We start from the raw sequence: 23,687 nt of genomic DNA on the forward strand, positions 1-23,687 counted from the left end.
CATGCAGAAACACGCCTCGTATTCAGCCCTATGACAGGGTTGCCGCCTAACGTTTATTGAAGGCGTCTCTAAGAGCGTCACCAAAGGCCCCGTTCTGGGTGCTCTGACCCCCATGGCTGCGCCGCTTTTCCCCTGGCTTGGGTGTTCGTGCCGGTTTGCCCTTGCCACGGAGTGCATTGCCCTCGCGTGCCGAAGCGCCACCGTCCTTGCGCATGGACAGCCCAATGCGCTTACGTGGAACGTCGACTTCGACCACCGTCACTTTGACAACTTGCCCGGTTTTGACCACCTCATGCGGGTCCTTCACGAACCGATCGGCCAGTTGGCTGACATGAACCAACCCGTCCTGATGCACGCCAATGTCGACAAACGCGCCGAAGGCGGCGACGTTGGTGACGGTACCCTCCAGCACCATGCCGGGCTTCAGGTCCGTGATTTCCTCAACCCCGTCCGCAAACGACGCCGTTTTGAAACTGGGTCGCGGGTCTCGGCCGGGCTTCTCCAATTCGGTGAAAATGTCGCGAACCGTTGGCAAGCCGAAGGTGTCACTCACAAACTGCTCGGCGCGCAGGTCTTTCAGCGCGCCTTCATGCCCCATGATTTGGCGAATGTCGCGCCCACATGCTGCCACTACCCGACGGGCGACATCGTAAGCCTCGGGGTGAACCGAGGAGGCGTCCAGAGGCTCTGAACCGTCGCGAATTCGCAGGAAACCTGCACACTGCTCGAAGGCGCGTGGACCAAGACGGGCCACCTTTAGCAAATCCTTGCGAGACGCAAAGGCACCATGAATATCTCGGTGCGTGACGATCGCCTCGGCCAATCCCGGTCCCAGACCCGAGACGTGCGAAAGCAAGGGGGCTGAAGCTGTATTCAGATCCACGCCCACAGCGTTCACCACATCTTCGATCACCGACTCCAGTGACTGTGACAAGCGGTGCTGATCCACATCGTGCTGATACTGACCGACGCCGATGCTCTTGGGTTCTATCTTGACCAGTTCAGCCAAGGGATCCTGCAGCCGGCGGGCAATCGAGACCGCTCCACGTAGCGAGACGTCGAGGTCGGGAAATTCGCGCGCGGCAAGCTCGGATGCCGAGTAGACCGAGGCTCCAGCCTCGGAAACGACGACCTTGGTGGGCGCTTTGACGGTCTTGGGCAGAAGCGACAGCGTATCGGCCACCAAACGCTCAGTCTCGCGGCTGGCTGTGCCGTTGCCGATGGCAATAAGCTCGATTTTATGTGTAGCGATAAGGTTCAGGATTGCCGCTTGTGCACCACGCAGATCATTCTTGGGCTGAAACGGATGTAGCGTATCCGTTGCAACCACCTTGCCGGTTGCATCCACCACGGTGGCTTTAACCCCGGTGCGAATGCCGGGATCCAACCCAAGCGTCGGACGTGCCCCCGCCGGAGCAGCGAATAGCAGATCCTTTAGGTTGCGCGAAAACACTTGAATTGCCTCGTCTTGTGCGCGGCTGCGCAGGTCGGCCATCAGCTCGACCATCATCGAAAGCGATAGCTTGACCCGCCATGTCCAGCCCGCGACCTTGCGTAGCCACTTGTCACCAGGAGTATCACCGCGCGTGTTCAGATGAGCCGCAACCATGGCCTCGGCCCGCGCGGCTCCCGCTTCGGGTTCTGGAGCAATGTCGAGCGTTACGATCCCTTCCTTCGAGGCGCGCAACAACGCCAGCGCTCGATGCGACGGGGTTTTCGACCAAAGCTCGGAATGATCAAAGTAATCGCTGAACTTGGCACCTTCCTGTTCCTTGCCCTCGACGACCTTTGCGCTCAGCAACGCCTCACGTTGCATGAAGTTTCGGAGCTCTCCCAGCAAAGCAGCGTTTTCGGTAAGCCGCTCTGTGATGATGTCCCGTGCACCATTCAGCGCGTCTTTGGTCGTGGGGACAGCCTCATTCAGATACCCCTCAGCCAGACCTTCTGGTTCCGCCGCACGGTCGGACAGGATCGCATCGGCCAGCGGCTCCAGACCATTCTCGCGGGCAATCATCGCCTTGGTCCGGCGTTTGGGCTTGTACGGCAGATAAATGTCTTCCAACTGCGCCTTGGTTTCGGCTTGGGCAATCGATTTCACCAGATCGTCCGTCAGTTTCCCCTGATCCTTGATCGAGGACAGAATAGCCTCGCGACGGGCCTCAAGCTCACGCAGATAATTCAGTCGGTCGGAAAGGGTGCGCAATTGGGTATCATCCAGCCCGCCGGTCACTTCCTTACGATAACGGGCGACAAAGGGCACGGTCGCACCTTCATCCAACAACCTGACCGCGGCCCCAACCTGTTCCGCGCGGGCGTTAATCTCGGTGGCGATGGTGCGGGTGATACGGTCCAAAAGGGGCCTCCTGACTTGCGGTTGGAAGATCGTCTTAGCCACCGGCACGCACAAGGGGAAGAGGCTGCGCTACGAAAAGCACCTCTGCACAAAAAATGCACGACCCTTACGCGGTGATCTGCACCTGCCTAGGCCAGACAGAACCAACACAAACAAGGAGCAGTTAAATGGGACAGTTCATCGTGCGCGGTGTACCGGCATCAGTTTTACAAGATAGTTGGTGGCTGGACACCCCTGATCGAGGCACAAACCGAGCCGATGGCTTAGCGGAACCCGGCAATCGCCACGCTTTTTTGGGTTTGGTGTTTCTGGTTGCGCTCGCCGATTTTCTGTTTTTCGACCATTCTCCTGGCCTTTCAATCGCACTCTTTACGTTGGCGGTTTCCGCTGTAGTGTTTGCCTTGCTGCGCCGCCGTGGTGGACTTGTCGGGCCAACCCTTCTTTTGCTGCTTAGCATTCTTCCGGTGGTGGAATATGTTCAGGCCCTGTCCGTAGCTTTCTTGCTGGGTGGATCGACCATTGCGCTGTGTTGGGCCGTGCTGGGCAATCATGAGGTCGCTTCGGTTCGCCGGTTTCTGTCTCTGTTTCCAATATTGGCGCTCAGACACGGGATAGAGGCGGTTCAGAAAGGTCATTCGGTTTCCCGCGTTGACGGGGTTGCCCTTCGTGCACTGCGCAACTGGAGTTTCCCGATCGGAGGCGCACTGATCCTTGCTTCGCTGATGGTTGCGGCCAATCCGATCTTGTCTGATTGGATCGATCGGATTTGGCGATTTGATCTGCGGTTCGACCGACTGCTATTCTGGATCGGGGCGGCAATCACGATCTGGCCCTTTCTTGCGGTCACCTTGCGGCCTGACTTGCTTGCCCCCCGATTTGGCCCCGGACGCAAGCGCCCATTGCCTGCTTTTGGCCTGAATGCCCAATCCGTTGCAAATGCGCTAATGGTGTTCAACTTGCTGCTGGCGGTGCAAACGGGGATGGACATGGTTTATCTCTGGGGCAGCGCCAAGTTGCCCGAGGGGATGACCTATGCTGAATATGCTCATCGCGGGGCATACCCACTCTTGGTCACAGCTTTGCTGGCGGGCGCATTTGCCTTGGCCGCGCGACCCTATCTGAACGAGCGGCAGGGGCTGACAAGATGGATGATGCTGTGGCTGGCGCAGAATGTACTGCTGGTGATCTCATCGCTGATGCGCCTGTCGCTTTACGTTGATTTCTACGGGCTGACCTATTTGCGTGTTCATGCGGCAATATGGATGGCGCTGGTTGCTGTGGGCTTGTGTCTGACCGGTTGGCAAATTTTGCAGGGTAAATCGAACCGTTGGTTATTGCTGCGATCTGCGATCCTGGGGATTGGCGTGCTCTATGCATGCTGCTTCGTGAATTTTTCAGCCTTAATCGCCCGTTGGAATCTGGAAAATCCGATACGGTTTGATGCCTACTACGCATGTCAGCTCAATGAGATGGCGGCGGCAGAGTTGCTGAAGGACAAACGGGTACGCAATTGCGTAACCCCTCCGGTCGTCGACAATTGGAGGAATTGGGGCTTTCGCGCAGATCGGGTGATCCGTAATCTGGCCGTCGAACCCATGCCGGAGAAGGTAGATGAAAATCCTCGTCGTGGATGATGATCCACGCCTGCGAGAGCTGGTCTCGATCACGCTTGAGCGCGCGGGCTACCAAACGGTTACCGCCCGCGATGGCCAAATGGCTCTAACCCACGCGATGCGGGAAGCGCCTGATCTTGTCGTGCTGGACGTCGGCCTGCCTGAGATCGATGGGCTTGAGGTTTGTCGTCGCTTGCGGGCACGCTCGGACGTACCAATCTTGTTCCTGACCGCGCGTGATGACGAGATTGATCGCATTTTGGGCCTCGAGTTGGGAGCGGATGATTACGTGACCAAACCTTTCAGCCCCCGTGAGTTGGTTGCACGGATCAAAGCCATCCTGAAACGCAGCAAACCGGGTGCTGCAGAGCTTCTACTGCGGCATGGCCCGGTTGAAATGGATGTGTCGGCGCATTTGGTTCGGGTCGACGGCAATGCGCTTGCCTTAACCGCAACCGAGCTGTCGATTTTGCGTCGCCTGATGCAAACGCCCGCCGCCATCGTCTCGCGACCACAATTGGTTGATGCGATTTATGGCGCAGGCAGTCCGGTCTCGGATAGGACACTGGATAGTCATTTGCGGAACTTACGACGCAAGTTGGGGGATCAGGGCTGGGCCGGTGCCATCGAAACCGTGCATGGGATCGGATTGCGGATGGGTGCATGGCCGGGCTGAGACGCAAATGGCGCCCTTCGCTGGGTTTTGTTCTTGGCGGAGGTCTCGCGGGTACGCTCGCCCTGTCTCTGCTGGGTCTGATCGCGCTGCGGTATCTTGGACCTGAGATCGGGTTTCGAAACGCTGCGGGCTTGCTGGCGATCGTGATCGGATGTGCGACCGGAGTGGTCGGATACCTTATGGTTCGGCTTCTGCTCCGCCCCATAACGTCGCTGGCGACCTATACAGGGGCCATTGAACAAGGGCAACGCGCCGAGCCGCCCGATCACTACGGCACACAAGAACTGTCGCGCCTCGCCGGTTCGGTTCTGAGCATGGCGGATACACTGCAACGGCGCGAAGCTTCGATCCGCGTCTTTGCAGATCATGTCACGCATGAGTTGAAAACCCCTGTCACCGCGATCCGTGCGGCAGGAGAGTTGTTGGCCGAGGCCGAAACGCTCTCGGACCAGGATCACGCATTGCTGCAACAGATATTGGGCGCAAGCGATCAGATGCAAACGCAGCTCAGCGCTCTTAACACGGTTGCACAGGCACGAGTGCCGGAACATCATGGGGAGGCAAGCCTGAACGATCTTGCCGATCAGTTACGCGCTTCGTTTCCCGAATTGGACATCAGCATAGAAGGCGGCGATCAGGCATTGAACCTTGCAGCCTCTGGCCTGAAAATTGCCCTGCAACATCTTCTGGACAATGCACGCCGTCACGGGGCAAGGCAGGTGGTCCTGCACGCAGAACTCGGTCGATTGGTTGTCCAAGACGATGGTTCAGGCATATCCGACGGTAATCGGGACCGCATCTTCAACCCATTCTTTACAACCGCGCGCGAGAAGGGAGGGACCGGGATGGGCCTGACCATCGTTACAAACCTGTTGGGGGCACATGGCGGGCGGATTTTGCTGGTGCCTTCCAAGACCGGTGCGCGATTTGAGTTGGTGTTTCCGGGTGTGTGATATCACTCAATAGCCCAAACTAATTCGACCCGTGTCAATTTGCGCCGCTCAATACGATTGATCCCAAGCCAATCCTCATTTAAGGGAGGCCCTGTCAAATCAGAGTCACCCGTGGGGCCGTCATGTCCCCTTTGGGATTGGTGCCTATGTCACGGCGGCACATGCTCTTGGATCGCACGCCCCTGAAAGGCTTAAAAAAGGTAAGGGAATATGGCAGAAAAATCGAACTTCGACGTATTGTATACCATTGTAGACGAAGCGCCTGAGCTGGCGAGCGCCTCGTTCCTGCCCATTATCCGCAAGTTTGCGTCAGCAGCCGGTGTCAGCGTCGGAACCAAAGACATTTCGCTGGCCGGGCGCATTATCGCGACCTTCCCCGAGAATCTGACAGACGAACAGCGTATTACGGATGATCTGGCCGCGTTAGGTGAACTGGTGAAAACACCGGACGCAAATGTCATTAAACTGCCCAACATCTCGGCGTCGGTGCCCCAGCTGGTGGCAGCCATCGAAGAGCTGCAATCACAGGGTTATGACATTCCGAACTACCCCGAAGAGCCTTCGACGGACGACGAAAAGGCGATCCGTGCGCGTTATGACGCCATCAAGGGTTCGGCCGTGAACCCGGTCCTGCGCGAAGGCAACAGCGATCGCCGCGCAGCGCGCGCTGTGAAGAACTATGCCCAGAAGAACCCTCATTCGATGGGAGAGTGGAGCGCGGACAGCAAGACCAAAGTGTCTTCGATGCCGGGCAATGATTTTTACGCCAATGAGAAATCGGCAACGATCACTGCGGCGCAAGCCGGCGATGCCAAGATTGAGTTTGTGGGCAAAGATGGCAGCGTTACGGTTCTGAAAGACGCTTGGCCACTGGCCGAAGGAACTGTGGCCGACGCAACATTCATGTCGGTCAAGGCGCTGTCGTCGTTTCTGACCGAAGCCATTGAGGACACCAAGAAAGATGGCACCATGTTCTCGCTGCACATGAAGGCGACGATGATGAAGGTCAGTGACCCGATTATCTTCGGCTATGCAGTCAAGGCGTGGCTTGCCCCCGTGTTCGAAAAATTTGGTGCAGAGCTGGACGCACTGGGTGTAAACCCGAACTCGGGTCTGGGGGACCTGCTTGAGCGGGTTCAGGGCAACGCAGACATCATCGCCGCAATCAATGCGATCAAAGGGGATCGTCCGTCGATGTATATGGTGGATTCGGACCGTGGCATCACCAACCTGCATGTCCCGTCTGATGTTATCATCGACGCCTCGATGCCCGCAGTGATCCGTGCTGGCGGCAAGGGTTGGGACGAAACCGGCGCCAAGGGCGATACCAACTGTGTGATCCCTGACCGTTGCTATGCACCGGTGTATGATGAGGCCATCAAATTCTTCAAAGCCAATGGTGCACTGAACCCAGCCACCGCAGGAGCCGTCGCCAACGTTGGATTGATGGCGCAGAAGGCCGAGGAGTACGGCTCGCACCCGACGACGTTTGAAGCGCCCGCAGATGGTACAATCCGTATCGTTCTGGCCAATGGCGAAACGCTGCATTCCCATGACGTCGACAAGGGCGACATCTGGCGCGCCTGCACCGTCAAGAAGGCCCCGATCGAGAACTGGATCCAGCTGGCGATGGACCGTCAGCGCCTGACCGGGTCCGAGGCGATCTTTTGGCTGGATGCCAACCGCGCACATGACGCCGAGCTGATCAAGTATGTCAAACCAGCGCTTGAAGCTGCAGGCGTGGCCGACAAGTTCTTGACTATGGCCCCGCGTGAAGCAACCCGCCAGTCGCTGGAAACTATCACGGCGGGCAAGGACAGCATCGCCATCACCGGTAACGTATTGCGGGATTATCTGACCGACTTGTTCCCGATCCTCGAACTGGGGACGTCGGCCAAGATGCTATCAATCGTTAAACTGATGAATGGCGGCGGTCTGTTCGAAACCGGTGCAGGCGGTTCGGCGCCGAAACATGTTCAGCAACTGGTTGAAGAAAACCACTTGCGCTGGGACTCCATGGGTGAATTCTGTGCGCTCGGAGAATCCCTGAACTTCCTCGCTGACAGCAAGGGCAACGCCAAAGCGGGCGTCCTGGGCGCCGCTGCCGAGGCTGCCACGCAGGGAATTTTGGATAACAACAAGTCACCCAGCCGCAAAGTCGGCCAGCCGGATAACCGCGATAGCCACTACTGGTTCGCTCGTTACTGGGCCGAAGCTTTGGCGGGGCAATCCGATGATGCTGGGCTTGCCGCCGAGTTTGCACCGCTCGCGAAAGAGTTGGCGGACAAAGAAGAACAGATTTTGTCCGAGTTGGCGGCAGCGCAGGGCGCACCCGCCGATCTGGGTGGATACTACCACACTGATCCGGCCAAAGCGGCTGCGGTGATGCGTCCAAGTGCGACCCTGAATGCGATCATCGGATAAGCCAAGGGTTGCATAAACGCCTAAAAAGAAACCGGTCCGAAGAGGGCCGGTTTTTTCATGCCCTGAAAAAGAAAAAGGCCAGCCCCCATAGCCAGCCTCTTTCTGAGTGAGTGGCGGGGCTTACGCCTCACCGGTGCAGTTGAGTTCATCCTACGCTTATCGTTCACGCTGAATATTCGGGGATTCCCGTAGACGGCCGCCTTTTATGAGCGATTAAGGATAAAAATAGTCATTATGTATGTGCAAATAAGACCAAATGCTGACTGCGCCACGTCTGAGGCCTAGTCAGTTGGCTTTGCCGTTATCATTGAAGATTCTGACCCACCGACAAAAAAAGGGCCAGTCCGAAGACCGGCCCCTAAGAAAGGTCAAAACGACCGAGGGATTAGTTTGATGCTGCGTTCAGCTTTTCATTTTGTTCGCGCAGCGTGTCGGAAATAATCGCGTACCATTCGCCGGATTCGCGCATCTCGATCAAACCCTTGTTCATCATCGCGATGTACTCGCGCGCGAATGGATTGGTGCGGTGTGCAAGGAAGCTCATCGAAGACAGTGTCGAGACATACGGGTTCTCAACAATATCCGCCGAAGTCAAACCCATGTCTTTCATTGTCGAGGCAAACAGATCAACTTCGAATGCAGCCACGTCTGCTGTACCGGTCAATACGGCATCTAGACATTCGCGGGCCGAATTGGGTTGGACTACGGTTGTGTTCTCGCGGTTCAGCCCTTGTTCTTCCAGCACCACCATGCTCCAGCCTGCCATGCGGCAAACGGTCGAGCCCTCAAGGTCGGAGAAATCTGTCGCCTTTGCGTATTCGCTTTCAGGCAAAGTGAAGAAACCTCCGACAATGTCATATACCGGAACAGAAGCGACAAATTGGGTACACCGGGCTTCGGTCTCTGCAGACCACTCATAGGAGCGGTTGGTACAATCCGGTACAGTCCACGCGATCGAAATATCAAACGCACCCAGTGGCAACAGTGTGTCCAGATGCGAACTCCAGTCATCTACAAAGCTGACCGAGAAATCGCGGCTGTTACCAGCACGCTGAAGGCTTGTCGTCGCCAGACGGGTCATGATGCCACCGCCGCTCAGATCTTCAGTAGTGAACGGTTCCCAACCGTTGCCAGCGACCATCTTGATCGGAGGCGCGTAGACATTCGAGCGCTTGACGCTTGCAGCACGTTGTTCTTCTGCAGCGATCAGTTCTTGCGCGCTCTGACCGTTGGGCAGGCTGCCATCCTCACAGGGCAGCGCCAGTACCAGACCGGGGGTTAGCGAACCGGGATTGGTGATTGCATTGCGGTTAGCGTTAAAGATCGGCTGATAGTTTGAGGTGCCGTAGGCGGCAATGGCGATGGTCGCCAATGTGTCACCATCCTGAACCGTATAGTTGGAGCAGGCCTCTTGAGCGGCGGCTGCACCTGCGCTCAGGGCGGTGAAGGCTGATGCCGACAGTACTGCTTTCTTCAATTTCTTGTTAAACATGTCCACTTCCTCCAGACTTTGTTTCGTTGGGCCAATCAAGGCCTTAGCCATTTTCCATTTGATAGCGCAGTGCGGTAGATACGATGTCGCGCCACTCGCCTGATTGCTGCATGATCGCCAGACCCTGGTTGAGCGTCTCAAGGATCGCTTCCCCATCCGGATTATCTTTGTGGGTCATGACGTTAAGCGACTTGATTGCCGCTAGGTTGGGGTTTTCGATGATCTGATGTTCGTAGCCCAGACGCCCGATTGCTTCGACCGCCAGATGCGCTTCGATCGCGACAATATCGGCTGTGCCATCCATGACTGCGCGAAAACAATCATCGGGTGAAACGGGGCGCATCAAAGTGATTGCAGGCTCGTAAAGACCAACTGCATCCATATGCGACAGTGACCAACCTTCCGGCCTACAAATCGTTGTGCCCGCGAAATCTGCATAAGTCAGAGTCTCTTCGTAACCCGAACCGCTTTTTGCGAAGAACGTATCAACGACCTCGTAGAATGGGTTTGAGAAATTATAGGTTTCGCACCGTGAACGATCATTTTCCGACAACGTAGCGGCTTGTTCACAGTTCGGCCGCGACCAAGGGAATGTGGCGTCAAAGGCGAGAGTCGGCATCAATAGGTCCAGATGCGACGACCAGTCATTAACGAACTGAATCTTGTAGGACTGCTCGGGCGCGGCCCGCAGCATCGCGGTTTCAACCAGGTTGGTATAAAGCCCACGATTTGGCAGCGCTTCATCCGTAAACGGGGCGTAGTTACCACCCGTGATCAACAAAATCTGACGGTCACGAATTTCAGGGCTTTCGCCACCATCCGCGTTGCGGATCAATGCGGCACCTTCCGCACGCGCTGCTTCGATCTCTTTCTTGGCCGCAGCCTTGGCCGCGACTACGGCTTCTTCGCTGGTCTTTTTAGCTTCGGCCTCTGCAGCGGCCACACGGGCTTCGGCCTCGGCAATGGCTTTTTCAGCCCGTTCCTCGGCAGCTTTGACCAGTTCCGAGGCCATTTCGGCAGCCATGCGGCCAGCTTCGGTATCCGGCAGTTGCGCCGCGCGCCCGATATCTTCAAGACAAGGGAAAGTCAGAACATCACCGACGCGAATGATATTGGGGTTCGACCCGATCGTATCCCGGTTCGCATCATAGATGACCCGGTAATCTTCCGTCGCGTAGACGGCAATTGCCAGTTCCCGCAAGCTGTCACCGGGCTGGATTTCATAAGTCGAACACGCCTCTTGCGCCGATGCTGCACCTGTTGCAGCAGCAAGAGCGAGGGTGGATATGATAAGATGGTTTCGCATTTTGTCCTGTTTCACTGCCTGTCTAAGTCTGTGCCGGTTTGACCACGGCGATTGAAATGTTGTCCTGATCCGGGTCTGCCTTTGCATGCAGTGCTTGAAGCAGCGCATCAGCAATATCGCGAGCCGGGGAATGAATATGCGTGCGCACCAGCGTTTCGATCTCGGAATTGCCGAGATATTGCAGGCCATCACTGCCAAGGATCAGTACATCTGCCGCAATCAGCGCCAATGGTTGTTCCGGACAATCCACTTTTGGGATCGCAGCCCCCATGATCACCGAAGTCAGTTGGTTACGATCCGGATGGCCCTGCGCCTCTTCCGCGCTCAGTAATCCTTGTGCGAGCTGTTCGTCGATCACCGGGGCCATCGAGTGATCTTCGTTGACCTGTGACAGGGCATCATTGCGGAACAGGTAAAGTGGACTGTCACCGATCGAGATCCAGAATACGCGTTGATCCAGCATCAACATGCCCAGAAGGGTGGAGCCCAGATTGACCTCGTTTTCCTCACTATGGCTCGCCATAGCGGCGTTGGCCTGCATTGCGGCCAACGGCAGAGCGTCGAGCAGTGCGCTCTCAGCAAGGTCGGGCCCATCCAACTGGGCATCCATCGCATCGCGCCAGGCTGAAATGACCAACTGCGAAGCGACTTCGCCCGCTTCATGGCCGCCCATACCGTCGGCAATCACGACATAACCCGCGTCTGCCGCGTCAGAGACCCGCGCAGCAATCGCGTCTTCCTGCGAGTCGCGCTGACCCTGGTCCAGGATCAGGGCAATATCATATGCAGGAGTCGCCAGCATTAATCGGCATCCCGCCAGTCAAAGCCGTCATCACAGAAAGCGGTGAAGCGGATCGAGGTTTCGCTGATCCGGATCAGATCGCCGCTGGACAAGGCTATGGTGCTGAGCACAGGCTTGCCATTCAGGCGCACCAAGTTGGCCTTGCCGCCATGGCCCAGATAGCATTTCCGGTCCTCTGGGTCATATGCGATGACGGCGTGATTGCTACGAGAGATCCCGGTGTCGCCGAAATCCAGCTGAATAGCCTGATCGTCGTTCCGACCGATCTGCATCAATCCCTCGGTCAAGGTAATCGCGGCACCCCGGCCCGGTCCGGCGGTCACAACCAGCCAGCCAACCGGGAATGTCTGTTCGGCCGCTTCTGTCTTTTCAACAGGCTCAGCTGTTTCCATCAGCTCCTGAACATGCGTGTCTGCACGCTCGAAACCCAAAAACGTCGTCTTCACACGAGAACGCCGATCTTCAGCCGGTGCAGGTGCAGGTGCAGGTGCAGGTGCGACCATGGCGGGTTCCGGGGTTACATCAACAGACTCCGGTTCCGGTGTGGGTTCTGCGACGATTTCCACCTCGCCCGCAACTTCGGATACGACTTCAGGTTCGATGGCGTCTGGTTCTTCTACGGTGACTTCGGGTTCATCGTCCTGAACCTCGTCTTCCGCAGTCAGATGAAGCGTGACAATCTGTTCATCTTCTTCGACCTCTTGAACCTCGGCCACTTCTTCTTCGGTCGCCTGATCTTCGATCTGGTCTTCCGAAAACTCGGGCATCGGTTCTTCGGGGATCAGTTCGTCTGCTTCCTCGTAGCTGTCCGAGCTAACGTTTCCACCCGCAAGGGCCGCGCGCAGGGCGTTGAAATCCGCAATCGGAGCAGCGTTTTCTGTTTCGACCGCTTCCGCAACGGTTTCGGTTTCGGTTTCCACCGCATCTTCTTCTTTCGGTTTTCCGGCACCTTCTAGAAGCCGGCTCAGAGGGCTTTTGTATTTGAACATGGTGTCGTCACCTTCTTTGATTTCTGATGCGGGGTTTTACCCGCGGGACTGCTACAAACCGCTTCGCCGTAGGCGCAGGGCACTGATGAAGAGGAAACAGAGAAACATTTACGTCGCGACGGGTTGGTCCCCGACGGGGTGACGCGATGGGCGGCACCCCCAGCACACTGAAACTGGCGATAGTCACATCAACTGGGCGATCACTCCTGCGTTAGTTGCATGACCGCAGTACTTTCAGCTCCGTTGCGCAGAATGCTTAGGCGCGCCTCGGGTTGGTTGTCGGAAACAAGTTGAGCAAGGATGCCGTCCAGACTTTCGGGCTCATTGATCGAGACACCAGTCTGTGTTTCGCGCAGCAGCACATCCCCCCGCTGCAAACTGCCAGCAACTTCTTCCGGTACAGATGCGACGACGGTTTGCCAACCTGCCTCGCCCGCATGAGCCACATCAAACGAATAACCGTTCAGAAGGCCAAAACTGCGGAAGGCGGGCAGGGCCAGCAATCCATTCTGCGCGCGTGTTTCGCCCAGACTGCGATAGCGCGCTGCTACACGGATATACCCGTCTGGATCGACCGAGAAATTATCTAGAACATACGATGCAAGCGTTGTGTCCGGACGAATAGGTTCACCATTCAGAGTAAAAATCGTAGCGCCCCGTTCGACCCAATCCCCGATCACCGACCTATCTTGCCCGGCGTTCAATGCATTGATGGCAATGACACTCCCGGTCGAGCTGCGACGCTTGGACATCGTGAATGGAATCTCAATATCCCAGTGCCCAAATGCGACCTGGTTTTCGGCGAGATTTACCGGCGTCGCAGGTGCGATGGGTGTGATGTCTTCAACCGCAGGTTCCGCCACTTCAGGTTCCACCAAGGCGATTTCTTCGGGTTGCTGCTCTGACACAATGGCGGCTTCCGGCACCTCATTAGCCTGCTCGACAGGTTGTTCCTGCGCCGCTTCTGGTTCTGATGCCAAAGCGACTTCGGCCTGTTGCGGCTCTGTTGTGGCTTCGGCGGTCTGCTCGACAGGTTCCGGAGCTGCTTCTGCGGGCACCGGAGTAGTCGGAGCCTCTGCAGTCACCGGCGTTGCCTCGGGCGATTTCTGATCGCCCGTCATTACGAAGTATCCACCTCCGGCCAGAGCCGCCAATACAATCGCGATACCCGCGATCATCTTGCCACTGCCGCCCGAGCCGCTTTTTACAACGGTGTCGACTGCAGCAACGGCCTCGTCCTGAGGTGCAAATTTAGCAAGAGTGTCTTCCGTTTTTTCCTCGTTCCCGAGGGCCAGATCAGAGTTCCCGGCCAGCAGCGCGGTCACGACGGCCTCCGCATTCTCGCTTTCGGCTTTGATCCGTTCTTTTTCGGCCTCTTCGTCTTTGCGATCCATGCCAACAATGACCGAAACAGGGCGATACGCGAAACTGTCGAACATCACACCGGGACCACGGAACATACGCAGCCAGTCCAATGCGGTTTGCACACGGTCAGTGGCGTGCACTTCCATTGCTTTGTCGATCGCCTCAAGGAACCCGTCAGGATAACCTTTGAATCGCCCTGTCAGCGGTTCATAAGGATCGTCTTGGCCGTTGTTGAACGCATTCAAACGTGTCTGGCCATCAATCGGTCGCTCGCCGCAGATCGCATGATACAGCGTTGCAGCCAGTACATAGAGGTCACTGCTGGGGCCCTGATCCGCGCCACGCACATAAAATTCGTGCGGCGAATACCCGTCCTTAATCACGCGCAGCGTCAATAGCGCCGCTGACTTGTGTGCCGCCTGCTCGCGTGCTGCGCCAAAGTCGATCAGGATGGGTTCGCCATTCTCATCGATCAGGATATTGTCGGGTGAAATATCGCGATGTAGCATGCCGCTTTGGTGAATGAACGACACCGCAGACAGCATTTTTTCGGTGACCTGAACGATAAAGTCCGGTCCGCTCTTGTTTTCGGGTTTTTCGACATAATCCAGAAGATCGCATCCGCGGATCAGGTCCATCGCGATATAAGCGGTGTCGTTGTCCTCAAACACCTGATGCACGTCGACGATGTTGGGATGAACCAGCCGCGCATGGTTGCGTGCTTCCTGAATGAACAGGTCGATAATGGCGCGCAGGTCTTCTTTGTGGTCGGGGTTGGCAGGTTCGACCAGATCACCATTCCGCTGGCAGAGCGCCCCCGGATAGCATTCTTTGATGACCACATCGCGATCCAGACTATCGCGCGCGAGATAGGTGATCCCAAACCCGCCGTTGCTTAGGAACCGGAGGATTTCATACTGTCCGCGCAGCAGCTTTGCGCCTGGCTGCAATCCTTCGATCTGAGGTTCGTCGTGCGTTGCGCCGACCGCCTGGTTGTGGCTCATTTCTTCCCGCCCATTCTACTCGTTTATTGCGGCATAGATAACCAGGGCTTCAGCCCGCGAACTCACAACCAAACACAACCGCAGGACACTTAAGACGGTTAGACGTTTCAAATTTGACTTTATTGGGGCCGCCTGATGGCTTCACTATGGATCACAAAAATCGAAATCGCCTATATAGTGAGACCAGACTCTCATCCCACAATATGTTGTGTTTGCCTGATGGAAGAAATGGATTCTATACCGCCGAAATAGACGCTTGGTCCACGAATTCGAAACAATATCGCGCTGATTCCGAACGCTTCGAATCGCTGCGATGCGGCTCAATTCAAGCGGGAAAAACTTATGTGCCGGTTTTTGGGGGCGCCGACGCAACAGAGCTGCCCGCCCAAGCCAGATTGTCGCTGAGTTGTGCGAGAATGCTTATTGCATCCTTCAGCGGTGCGTCCCCGGTTTCAAACTGCAGCAACAGCAACAGGTCAGTGGCCTTTTCAAACTCGGCCGGAACCCAGTCTGCTTTGGGATCGATTTCGGTACCAGATTCTAACCTTTCGGCAAAATCCTCGACGATTTCCTGACAGCTTTGCAGGAAGGCCGCCGGTTCAATATCCGAGCTTTCACGCAGATCGTTGTAAATGCTGGCGATGGCCGCAAGCCAGTCTTCAAGGATCGGATTGTCCAGGGGGGGCAGGGCGGCCTCTAGGCTTGCCTGCACAGTATTGCCGTCGGCCTCAGCGCCATCTGTCGAAGCCGCACCAGTAAGGTTCTCCAGATAAGGCATAAACTCTTCAGCCAGATCTTTTTGGGCGGCCTCAAGATCATGGCGACGGTGATCAGAGGCTATGTGCAAAACCTGTTCTGCCAAGTTCTGCCCGCCACAGGTTTCCCACAAAGCAAAGTCGGGTTCAGGCTCTTGTTCCATGGCCCGTACCGCTACCGGGGTGCCGATGGTCACAACCGCGCGAAACAAATCGCCCTTCTCCTTGTTCAGGCGTGCGACTACCCGATCCAGAGCATCCCGCACCGGAGGCAAATCGGCATGTGTTACAGCCAACAAGCTGTTATTGTGTAGCTTTTGAGGGACCTGCGACCACAAATGGCGTTCGGTTTCACGCCAGGCGTTGGTGCCATTGGTGCACCAGATCGCACAATCCACATAGTCGAGCAAATTTAGAGTCTGTTTGTAGGTATCATCCAGTGCACCGGCACCGGGCAGATCAAACAGCGAAATCTCCTGCAGGGCAGGGGTGTTCAACCCGACCGAGATGAAATCGGGTTCGTCCGCCGCTGCCTTTTCCAGCGCTATACCCGAATAGACTTTGGGTTCCTTGTCCCACCAACCAACGGTTGTCTCAGGCGTATCAGCATAGGCCACGATCACCAGGGGCAATTTCAGATGCTGCGGCCCGGTGGGCAGAATGTCTGCCCCCGCCAGCATGTTGGCAAGGCTGGACTTTCCAGCTCCAAACTCCCCGGCAAAACCAATGGAAACCGCGTTCGAAAGCCGCTCGGCATGGGCCAGCGCGCGGGCGCGCATATCATCCAGCTCTGCCGATGAGTGCGCATTTTCGGTGGCGGTCAGGAAACGCTCTAGCTGGCGCACTTCCTTCTCGGTTCCGGGGAATTCAATCATTCTGCGGCCTCTGCCTGTCGAGTGTCCACGGGTGCAGTTCCGTGCACCGCCCCTAGTTCATCGCTGATGCGCCGCGCTTGGTCAACCGCACGTTGCGCTTCGGCGCGCGCGTTCGACCCATCGGGGCCTGCGCGATGTTCCAGATGCCCGGCCAGCAGCGCCATATAATGGTCAAGAACGGTTTTCATCCGTTCGATCAGGTCGCTTCTGGCGGTATCTACAAGATCGTCTCCGATCATCTCAAACTCTTGAACGATCATCCGTTCGGCGCGGTTCAACACACTGCGACGCGATATCAGTCGCGACAGCCATGTCACACGCAACTCAACCGTAATGCCACGCGTCAGCGCGCTTGTATTCGGACGGAACCAACGCACCGCGCTGGTATTCATGCGATTGTCCACGGGCTCCTGCCATCCGGGCAGGGCGCGCAAAGCAGCATTGGTCTGCATATCGATTGCGTAAAGCTCACTAAGCATACGCTGCCGCACCACCTGGGTCGCGCCCTGGACAAGCTCGCGCATCCGCTCACGCAGAGGCGTAAAGTTCAGCTCGGTATCTCCGTCTTTGGCCAGCAAAGGCGATTGCCCATCAGGGCCGCGCACAACGATCGAGACAGCCTCGGCGACGGTGTCATCCATAACGCCCCGCAAATTGGCCAATACATCGTCCATATCATTGGTGATGGCCTTGGATTTATCTTCAACTAGCGCGCGCAACTCAGAAAGCGTTTTGTTGTTTTCTTCGACATCCGCTGTGTCGGGACCATCCTTTTCTTCAATCGCACGAAGCCGCGCAGTGCTGCGCTCAAGCTCACCTTGGGCAAAACTGTTGAGGTGCTGCCACGCAATATTAAGCTGTTCTTGGCGCGGTCCTTCGGTCAGGGCTTTGGTCACATGACGGCGCAGATCGGGCAAGCCCGACGCGATCATCGCGGCAAATCGCAATACACCTTCGCGGCTGATGGGGCCGGGACCTTGTTTGATCTCTTCGACGCCGTCAAGATATTGCTTCATCTGTTCGGGATGCGCCCGCAGCCACGCCAATATCTGATCATGGTCGATTCCGGTTTCATCCCCGGTCAGCGCATAATGGGCCCATTGGGCGCTGCCCATCAGAACGTCAATCTCCGAGTTGCCAAGCGCCTGTTCAAGCCCATCCAATACGTCAGTGCGCACCTTGCCGGCATCTTCGGCGCCACCACCCAATTCGTCCACGCGGTTGATGAAGACCACGATCTGACCAAGCTCTAGCGCTTGCATCAGGCGGAATAGCTTCAGATCGGCCCGCGACAACGCCTGATGCGCAGACAGCACGACGACGAAAAAGTCGGATTCCTTGAGATACTGGCGCGAGATCTCTTCACGGATCAGCAGCGGGTCATTGACACCGGGTGTGTCTGTGACTGTCACCGGATACGGAAAATGGCCAATGTCAAAATAGACCTCGGCCTTACGGGTGATGTCGCTGTAAAGGCCCCGATCTGAACCGGGGTCATACTGGTCTTCATCTGTCGGGTCATCCCCGGCACAGACATAGCGCGCCAGGTCATCCGAGGTCAATTCATCCAGATCGTGATGCTCGCCAAGAAGGTGTTTGTAGCTTTCCCCCAAGCGTAGCTTGGCGCGGGTTTTCATTGCCTCGACCTGCTCTTCGATCATCTCGCGCTTGTAGCTGTCCTCTTCATCAGGGAACATGTTGCGCAACTCTTCACCTTCGGCGATCAGGGCCTGCCATTGGCGATTGTCGAAGAAATGAAACTCGGCGCCCGACGTCCGACCGGACGGATGACCGAAATGCATGTCGGTGATCACTGTCGTCCATGGGTTCACGTCCGAGGGTAGATATTCTGCATGCCCGGTGAAACCGTTGATCAAGCGCGATTTTCCGGCCTTGATTTGACCTACGAATGCTATCGAAGGCTTGAGGTTCGACAAGTCGTCAACGATGCGCGAGATGAAGTGACGCGTTTCGTCATTGCTCGTCCCGTTCATGTCTTCTGCGATGCGAATAAGCTCGCGGCGGTTTAACTCACTCATAAGATTTACCCTGGTAACTCGTATTTTGTTTAACTTTGCAAAGTGGACACTATTTGGCAGGAACGCGGTTATTCAACGGCGCTATTCAATGTTTTCCATAGGTTGACGACAGCGCCCAGCTTGCGGGCGTCATGAACGGCGGCGGCGGTTTCCTGACCGTCGCACAAGATGGCGAGACCCGCGCCTTGTCCACCTGTCGGGCGAATGACGATCAGCTGTGGATCAGTTAAAGCATCGGAACCATCGGCCTGCCATCCCGCCAGATCCCGGGTGAATCGGGCCAATATATCCGTGTCCGGATGTGCGTCTTGGCCCTGCGCACACAACCCGTCAAATTGCATCTCGTCTTCAGTCGACCCAATCAGTATTCGACCTAATGCGAACCGATCCGCGCCCTCAAAGAATTTTCCGGCTATACTGGTGGCGCCTTGTGACGCAGTTTCTGGCTGGGCTTCTGGTTCTAAGGTCTGGTCGGAAACGATGGCCATGCGTGGCTCTTCGATTAGTTCAATCCGCGCGCAGGCCGCTTGGACCTCCGAAAAGGTAACCCCTACGTCATCAGCCTCAAGCGCCGTATCCGGGCGCAGAGAAACCAACTCAAGCGGGCCGGGTGCCGTTGCAATTTCCGACACCACTTGCGCCAGTCGTTCGATCAGTTTTTCGCGTGCTTCGGTTTCAAAATCCGGGACAGGGCCCGAAGCACAGCGGAATACGTCGGTGACCCGAGAGCTGTTGACTTCGATAGCCAAAGTTGCCCCGTCAGCCGCCGTAAATTCCAAACGCCGAGGCAAGATCGTGCCCCGGATGGCCCCCAGCACCTCATTCCGGCGTAACAGTGCGCTGCTACCCGATAGGTAGATTGCAGGCGATAAGCGCGCGACCGAAGTCCGCCCGATCCCTTCGAGCATATCCAGTATTTCACTATCCATCATGCGTGACCCCCTCTGGTCCCGTCTACACCGCGGCCGCCACCGGCCCGAGGCTGAGATGTGATTTCGTAAGCGCCAGCCCGACATTCGCGCTGTCGCGGCAGATATAGCATACCACGTGATCAGGATATTCTGTTGTCCTGAGAAAGATGTGCAGCCGGTCGTTTGAGAACACCGCGATTTCCCCAAATCCGGGGTGTTCAGTATCGTCGATTTTTGCCGCACGCAGGAGTTCTTCGAATCCCTTCATACCGCGTCCCTGAAACAGATTAGCTACTGCAAGTGCGAGATTTTCGAGCGCATCAGCGCTGTCTTGGTCCGACGCGTCGACGCCCAATAACATGCCGGTCTCCATGTCGACATACCCGGCTGCGATGCAGTCGGGTATGGTTTCGATGGCCGAAGCCAGAGCAAAGTCAATCGACATTCAGATGCCCACCTTCGAGTTTAATCTAAATCGCATGCCACTCCGCTCCGCCGTTCTTGCGAGCCTCAGAAACGGCGCGCGGTATGTCTTGATTCCGCTTAGCGTCATGTTCCAACGCAATCTGGTCAAACTCGGACAAGAATGCTGCAAAGGCGCTTTTCAGGCCATTTGCATCGTCAGGCAGGTTCTCACGCGCCACGATTTCACCCCACATTGCTGCAGCACTGAGTGGCGTTTCTATGAGGCGATCGCCCAAATCATCTGCCTTGTCATCGGCTGCATCTTCAATCTCTTCGGCAGCAGCTTCACCCACCATTGATACGACGCGGTTTGGAGCCAGCGCATTCGATTCGGGCTCCGGTTCATATTCGTCTGCCGAGTTTTCCGACTGTTCCGCCAACAGGGCCGCAATCGACGAAACCGATACTTCGATATCTGATGATTCTTCGGCGTCTTCCGACGGCTCTTGTTCGGTGTCCGCAGCTTCGACTGCTTCCGCTTCGTCCTCTTCTTCGCCCAAGACGATCAGTTCGGCATCTTCCTGCTCTTCCTCATCATCGTCATCCATGAAATCAAACTCATCCACGTCGGTGATGGGGTTTGCCAAGAGGTTCAGATCCAGCGGATCTTCCGTCTTGTCAGAGAACAAGGCACGTAAGTCTTCATCAGCAGGCTCCGCTTCGGTAGCCATTTCCGCACGCATCCGCTCGGCTTCTTCTGCATCAATCCGCGCCTGTCCGGACTCCTCGGTGCGACGCTCCACGCGGGCAGGGCGTACTGGGAAACTTGTAACCACATCATTCTCGGCAGAGTCATCTTCCATCGGCGTGACAAGTTTCAGCGGTGCATCGCCAGAGGTTTTTTCGGGCCGCGATGGCTGAACTTTGGGTGCGTCTGACAGGGATTTGTCAATTTGATAGCGCGACAGCATATCCGCACGGCTGTCCATGATCTGCTCAGTGATCTCAAGGAAACTGTCGACCATCTTGCCGCCGCCGCTGCGTGACCAAAGCTCAGCGTCGCCGGTTTTGTCACGGGCCATGATGGCATCACGGGCCGAGAACAGGATCGTGCGATTGAACAAATGACCCGCTTCCCGATTTACACGGCGTAAGACCTTTTGACGGTCTTTCTGATTCAAGGCATCTGCGCGCGTCACCAATAGCAGCGACTTGTGCTGCAGACGTTCTGGCAGCGAAACCCAAGTGGCACGTTCAGTCTCGCGCCAAGCTTGGGTCGAGTGCGTGCACCACAACACACCATTGGCCTGGCCAACTGCGCGTTGCCAGACGTCCGTCGAAATCTTCGGGTCCGAAATGCCGGGTGTGTCGATCAGGTCGACCGCCTCAAGAATGTCGGCTTCAAGGAAGATGCGAATGAACTGCGCGTCGTTGACACCAACCTGTTCAAGCTGATCCAATTCGATATTCTGCGTACTACCATCATGGCGTTTGATATAGGCGGGTCGATTGCCCCAACTGAACCAGATCGGCGGCAGTTGCGTGGCTGTGACCTGCGTCGGCAGTGCCTGTTTGCGCAGCAGGAAATTCATCAACGTCGATTTGCCTGCACTGAATTCCCCCATGAGCGCAAACACAGGTTTGCGGCGGGACCACTGCTCGATGCGGTTCCAAGCCTTGGGAGAGACGAAGCGGGTTTGTGATTCTTTTACCATAACTCTTCTTATGCTGCTTCGTTACTAAGGTCTTTCAGGATATCGCCCAGAATATCGTCACGTGATTTCTGCGGCTTCTGCTCGGCCATCTGGGCCGCAGCCCTTTCAGGCGATTGCGAGATACTGAGCAGCGTGTCCTTCTGTTCGGCAATAAAGTCGGTCAACGTGGCCCGCACGTTCTCTAGTACGGCGGCGATCTGGTTTTCCTCGATGTCTTTGGTGATCGAGTTCGCCTCGGACGCGATCAGTCGCGTATAATCTGCGGCATAGGCTTCGAACCCTTTGCGGCGTTGCCACCAACGTCGCCACCATGTGCTCTGCAGGTCCAGTGCGATTGTGCGGCCAATCCCTAATGGCGGGGGTACACGCGGCACGATCGGAGCTTCAATGTTGAATTCACCCAAGTGGTTGCCCAGCAGCTTCTGATACAGTGCCTCCACGTCCGCTGCAGCAGCCGAATACAGAGCACCGGCATCCTTACGCATGGATCGGGCAAAGCTGAAATATGCCGCCTTCTGCAAGGTGCGCAGACCTGCCGGATCATATTGCCATGTACCCTGCTCACCATTCTGTTCCAGATGTGAGATCAGAGAATCCGTCGCACGTTTGACAAAATTTGCTTCTGCGGACGCAAGTCGCTCTAATACCTTGTCGCGAAGCTTGGTTGTCAGTTCCGAGGCTTTCTTTTCGTATTCAGCCGAAACCTTTGCGATCGCTTCTTCGGGCGACGCACCATCCAGGTCCCGAACGATACCGTCAGAGTTTGACAGCGTCTTGGCCACTGCAGTAGCCCGGATCTGGCTGGCAATGTTGCGCGCCCGATGGCGAACGCGATCCAAAAGGCGCGTTCCTGCACCCTCAGCGATACGCTCATTCATGGCGAGCAGCAGATCAGGCAATCCTGATAGCGCCCAGATCTTATCCAGCGATGCAGCCTGATCGCCAAATCCAGCCGCCAGATAGAAGGTGTTCAACGCCTCGCGCGATTCCTCAGTTAGAATGTCCGGGTTTCCGGTTAGCGCAGCCTCGGCCCACAGAGCGCTGCCAAAAACAACACTGGTGTTGGCGTCTATGTTGTTCTGTTTCAGTGTGTCCTGAATACGATCACGTATCTCAGGCACCTGATTGACCGGGTCAGACAGTTCATCGATGCGATTCACGAACAGGATGATCTGGCGGTTCTCGAACTGCGCGATGATCCGCATCAGCGCCATGTCCATCGTGGTCAGCGCCTGGCTGGCAGCCAAAACAACAACACACACCTCTGATCCACGCAGGCTGCGTAGGGTGATTTGTTCGCGCACCATAAAGGTATCATTCACACCTGGGGTATCGCAGAGCTTGAGCGAGATCGGATATTGCGGGATATCCATGAACAGCTCGGCCGATTTGGTCACATCGGCGAAACGACCCGTCTTGGGGTCGATATCCGGGTCATCCTCATCCCCGAGGCACACATACCGCTGTATCAGTTCATCATCGAAGTAATCATACTGGTGGCTCTGACCAAGAATCAGGTCAAAGTGCTTCCCAAGCCGCTCTTCTGATTTGGCCTTCATCTCGCCGATTTGACGGCGAATATCGTCCATCTCATCATCGGCACCGGCTCGATTGGCCAACTCGCCCAGACGACCGCCGCCAACCATCAGATTATCCCATTCTTCCTGCTCGAAGAATGTGAATTTGGAACGGGTGTCGCCTTCTGTGCGGGTGTTGATGTTCAGCGTTGTAACCACCGAGGTCCACGGGTTCACATCCGAAGGCAAAAGATTTGGCCGCCCGGCCAAAATGTTCACGATCGAGGATTTGCCGGCCTTCACCTGCCCCACCATCGTGACACTGGCGGTAAAATTCTCCATTTTGGTCTTGAGCGCAGCCAGCCGTGCGGAAGACCGTGCATCCGCCACCTCTGTCAGTTGGTCGATCTGTGTCGTCAACGAGGTCATTGCCTCTGTCATCTCAGACAGGGACTCGTTTCCGACAGACAGAAGGTGGTCGTTACGCGCCATG

16 protein-coding genes are annotated in these 23,687 nt (G+C 56.4%); 4 read left to right on the forward strand and 12 right to left on the reverse strand.

Annotation, left to right across the window (positions count from 1 at the left end):
- Window positions 1–46 precede the first annotated feature (46 nt).
- Complete coding sequence (locus tag ACR0BI_RS09565; RefSeq protein ID WP_480562238.1) at window positions 47–2,353, reverse strand: Tex family protein; 2,307 nt, start codon at window positions 2,351–2,353, stop codon at window positions 47–49.
- Between the two features lie 167 nt (window positions 2,354–2,520).
- On the opposite strand from ACR0BI_RS09565, the gene ACR0BI_RS09570 reads away from it, so the two are divergent.
- From ACR0BI_RS09570 to ACR0BI_RS09585, 4 genes are all read left to right on the forward strand, one after another.
- Entirely contained in the window at window positions 2,521–3,987 is a 1,467-nt protein-coding gene (locus ACR0BI_RS09570; RefSeq protein ID WP_480562237.1) for a DUF4153 domain-containing protein, read from the forward strand.
- Window positions 3,965–4,642, forward strand: coding sequence for a response regulator transcription factor (locus tag ACR0BI_RS09575; protein WP_170393903.1), 678 nt, complete (start codon window positions 3,965–3,967; stop codon window positions 4,640–4,642). Before ACR0BI_RS09570 ends, ACR0BI_RS09575 begins: the two co-directional genes overlap by 23 nt.
- Window positions 4,630–5,595 carry a sensor histidine kinase gene (locus tag ACR0BI_RS09580; protein WP_480562236.1) on the forward strand — a complete coding sequence of 322 codons (966 nt, stop codon included), beginning with the start codon at window positions 4,630–4,632 and terminating at the stop codon, window positions 5,593–5,595. Before ACR0BI_RS09575 ends, ACR0BI_RS09580 begins: the two co-directional genes overlap by 13 nt.
- A 210-nt stretch (window positions 5,596–5,805) precedes the next feature.
- Window positions 5,806–8,019 carry an NADP-dependent isocitrate dehydrogenase gene (locus tag ACR0BI_RS09585; protein ID WP_480562235.1) on the forward strand — a complete coding sequence of 738 codons (2,214 nt, stop codon included), beginning with the start codon at window positions 5,806–5,808 and terminating at the stop codon, window positions 8,017–8,019.
- A gap of 385 nt (window positions 8,020–8,404) precedes the next feature.
- On the opposite strand, the gene ACR0BI_RS09590 is transcribed toward ACR0BI_RS09585, so the two are convergent.
- The 11 genes from ACR0BI_RS09590 to ACR0BI_RS09640 form a co-directional block, all read right to left on the reverse strand.
- On the reverse strand, window positions 8,405–9,511 hold the full coding sequence (locus ACR0BI_RS09590; protein ID WP_170393909.1) for a transporter substrate-binding domain-containing protein: 1,107 nt from the start codon (window positions 9,509–9,511) through the stop codon (window positions 8,405–8,407).
- A gap of 43 nt (window positions 9,512–9,554) precedes the next feature.
- Window positions 9,555–10,817 (reverse strand): transporter substrate-binding domain-containing protein, encoded by a 1,263-nt coding sequence (locus tag ACR0BI_RS09595; RefSeq protein ID WP_170663470.1) that lies wholly within the window; start codon window positions 10,815–10,817, stop codon window positions 9,555–9,557.
- Window positions 10,818–10,839: 22 nt separating this feature from the next.
- Window positions 10,840–11,619: a PP2C family protein-serine/threonine phosphatase gene (locus ACR0BI_RS09600; protein WP_170393913.1), complete on the reverse strand. Its 780-nt coding sequence runs from the start codon at window positions 11,617–11,619 to the stop codon at window positions 10,840–10,842.
- Window positions 11,619–12,608, reverse strand: coding sequence for an FHA domain-containing protein (locus ACR0BI_RS09605; RefSeq protein ID WP_480562234.1), 990 nt, complete (start codon window positions 12,606–12,608; stop codon window positions 11,619–11,621). The genes ACR0BI_RS09600 and ACR0BI_RS09605 overlap by 1 nt, the downstream gene beginning before the upstream one ends.
- A gap of 200 nt (window positions 12,609–12,808) precedes the next feature.
- Window positions 12,809–14,977 (reverse strand): serine/threonine protein kinase, encoded by a 2,169-nt coding sequence (locus tag ACR0BI_RS09610; RefSeq protein ID WP_480562233.1) that lies wholly within the window; start codon window positions 14,975–14,977, stop codon window positions 12,809–12,811.
- 340 nt (window positions 14,978–15,317) lie between these two features.
- The gene (locus ACR0BI_RS09615; protein WP_480562232.1) at window positions 15,318–16,607 is read right to left on the reverse strand and encodes a dynamin family protein; all 1,290 of its coding nucleotides are present in this window, start codon (window positions 16,605–16,607) and stop codon (window positions 15,318–15,320) included.
- The gene (locus tag ACR0BI_RS09620) at window positions 16,604–18,646 is read right to left on the reverse strand and encodes a dynamin family protein (RefSeq protein ID WP_170407302.1); all 2,043 of its coding nucleotides are present in this window, start codon (window positions 18,644–18,646) and stop codon (window positions 16,604–16,606) included. Before ACR0BI_RS09620 ends, ACR0BI_RS09615 begins: the two co-directional genes overlap by 4 nt.
- 68 nt (window positions 18,647–18,714) lie before the next feature.
- The gene (locus ACR0BI_RS09625) at window positions 18,715–19,578 is read right to left on the reverse strand and encodes a hypothetical protein (RefSeq protein WP_480562231.1); all 864 of its coding nucleotides are present in this window, start codon (window positions 19,576–19,578) and stop codon (window positions 18,715–18,717) included.
- Window positions 19,579–19,600: 22 nt separating this feature from the next.
- Complete coding sequence (locus tag ACR0BI_RS09630) at window positions 19,601–20,002, reverse strand: hypothetical protein (protein ID WP_480562230.1); 402 nt, start codon at window positions 20,000–20,002, stop codon at window positions 19,601–19,603.
- 25 nt (window positions 20,003–20,027) lie between these two features.
- The gene (locus ACR0BI_RS09635) at window positions 20,028–21,677 is read right to left on the reverse strand and encodes a dynamin family protein (protein WP_480562229.1); all 1,650 of its coding nucleotides are present in this window, start codon (window positions 21,675–21,677) and stop codon (window positions 20,028–20,030) included.
- Between the two features lie 8 nt (window positions 21,678–21,685).
- A complete protein-coding gene (locus ACR0BI_RS09640; RefSeq protein ID WP_170393929.1) occupies window positions 21,686–23,686 on the reverse strand; it encodes a dynamin family protein in 2,001 nt (666 codons plus the stop codon).
- Window position 23,687 lies beyond the last annotated feature (1 nt).

The organism is Ruegeria sp. E5 (assembly GCF_056534105.1).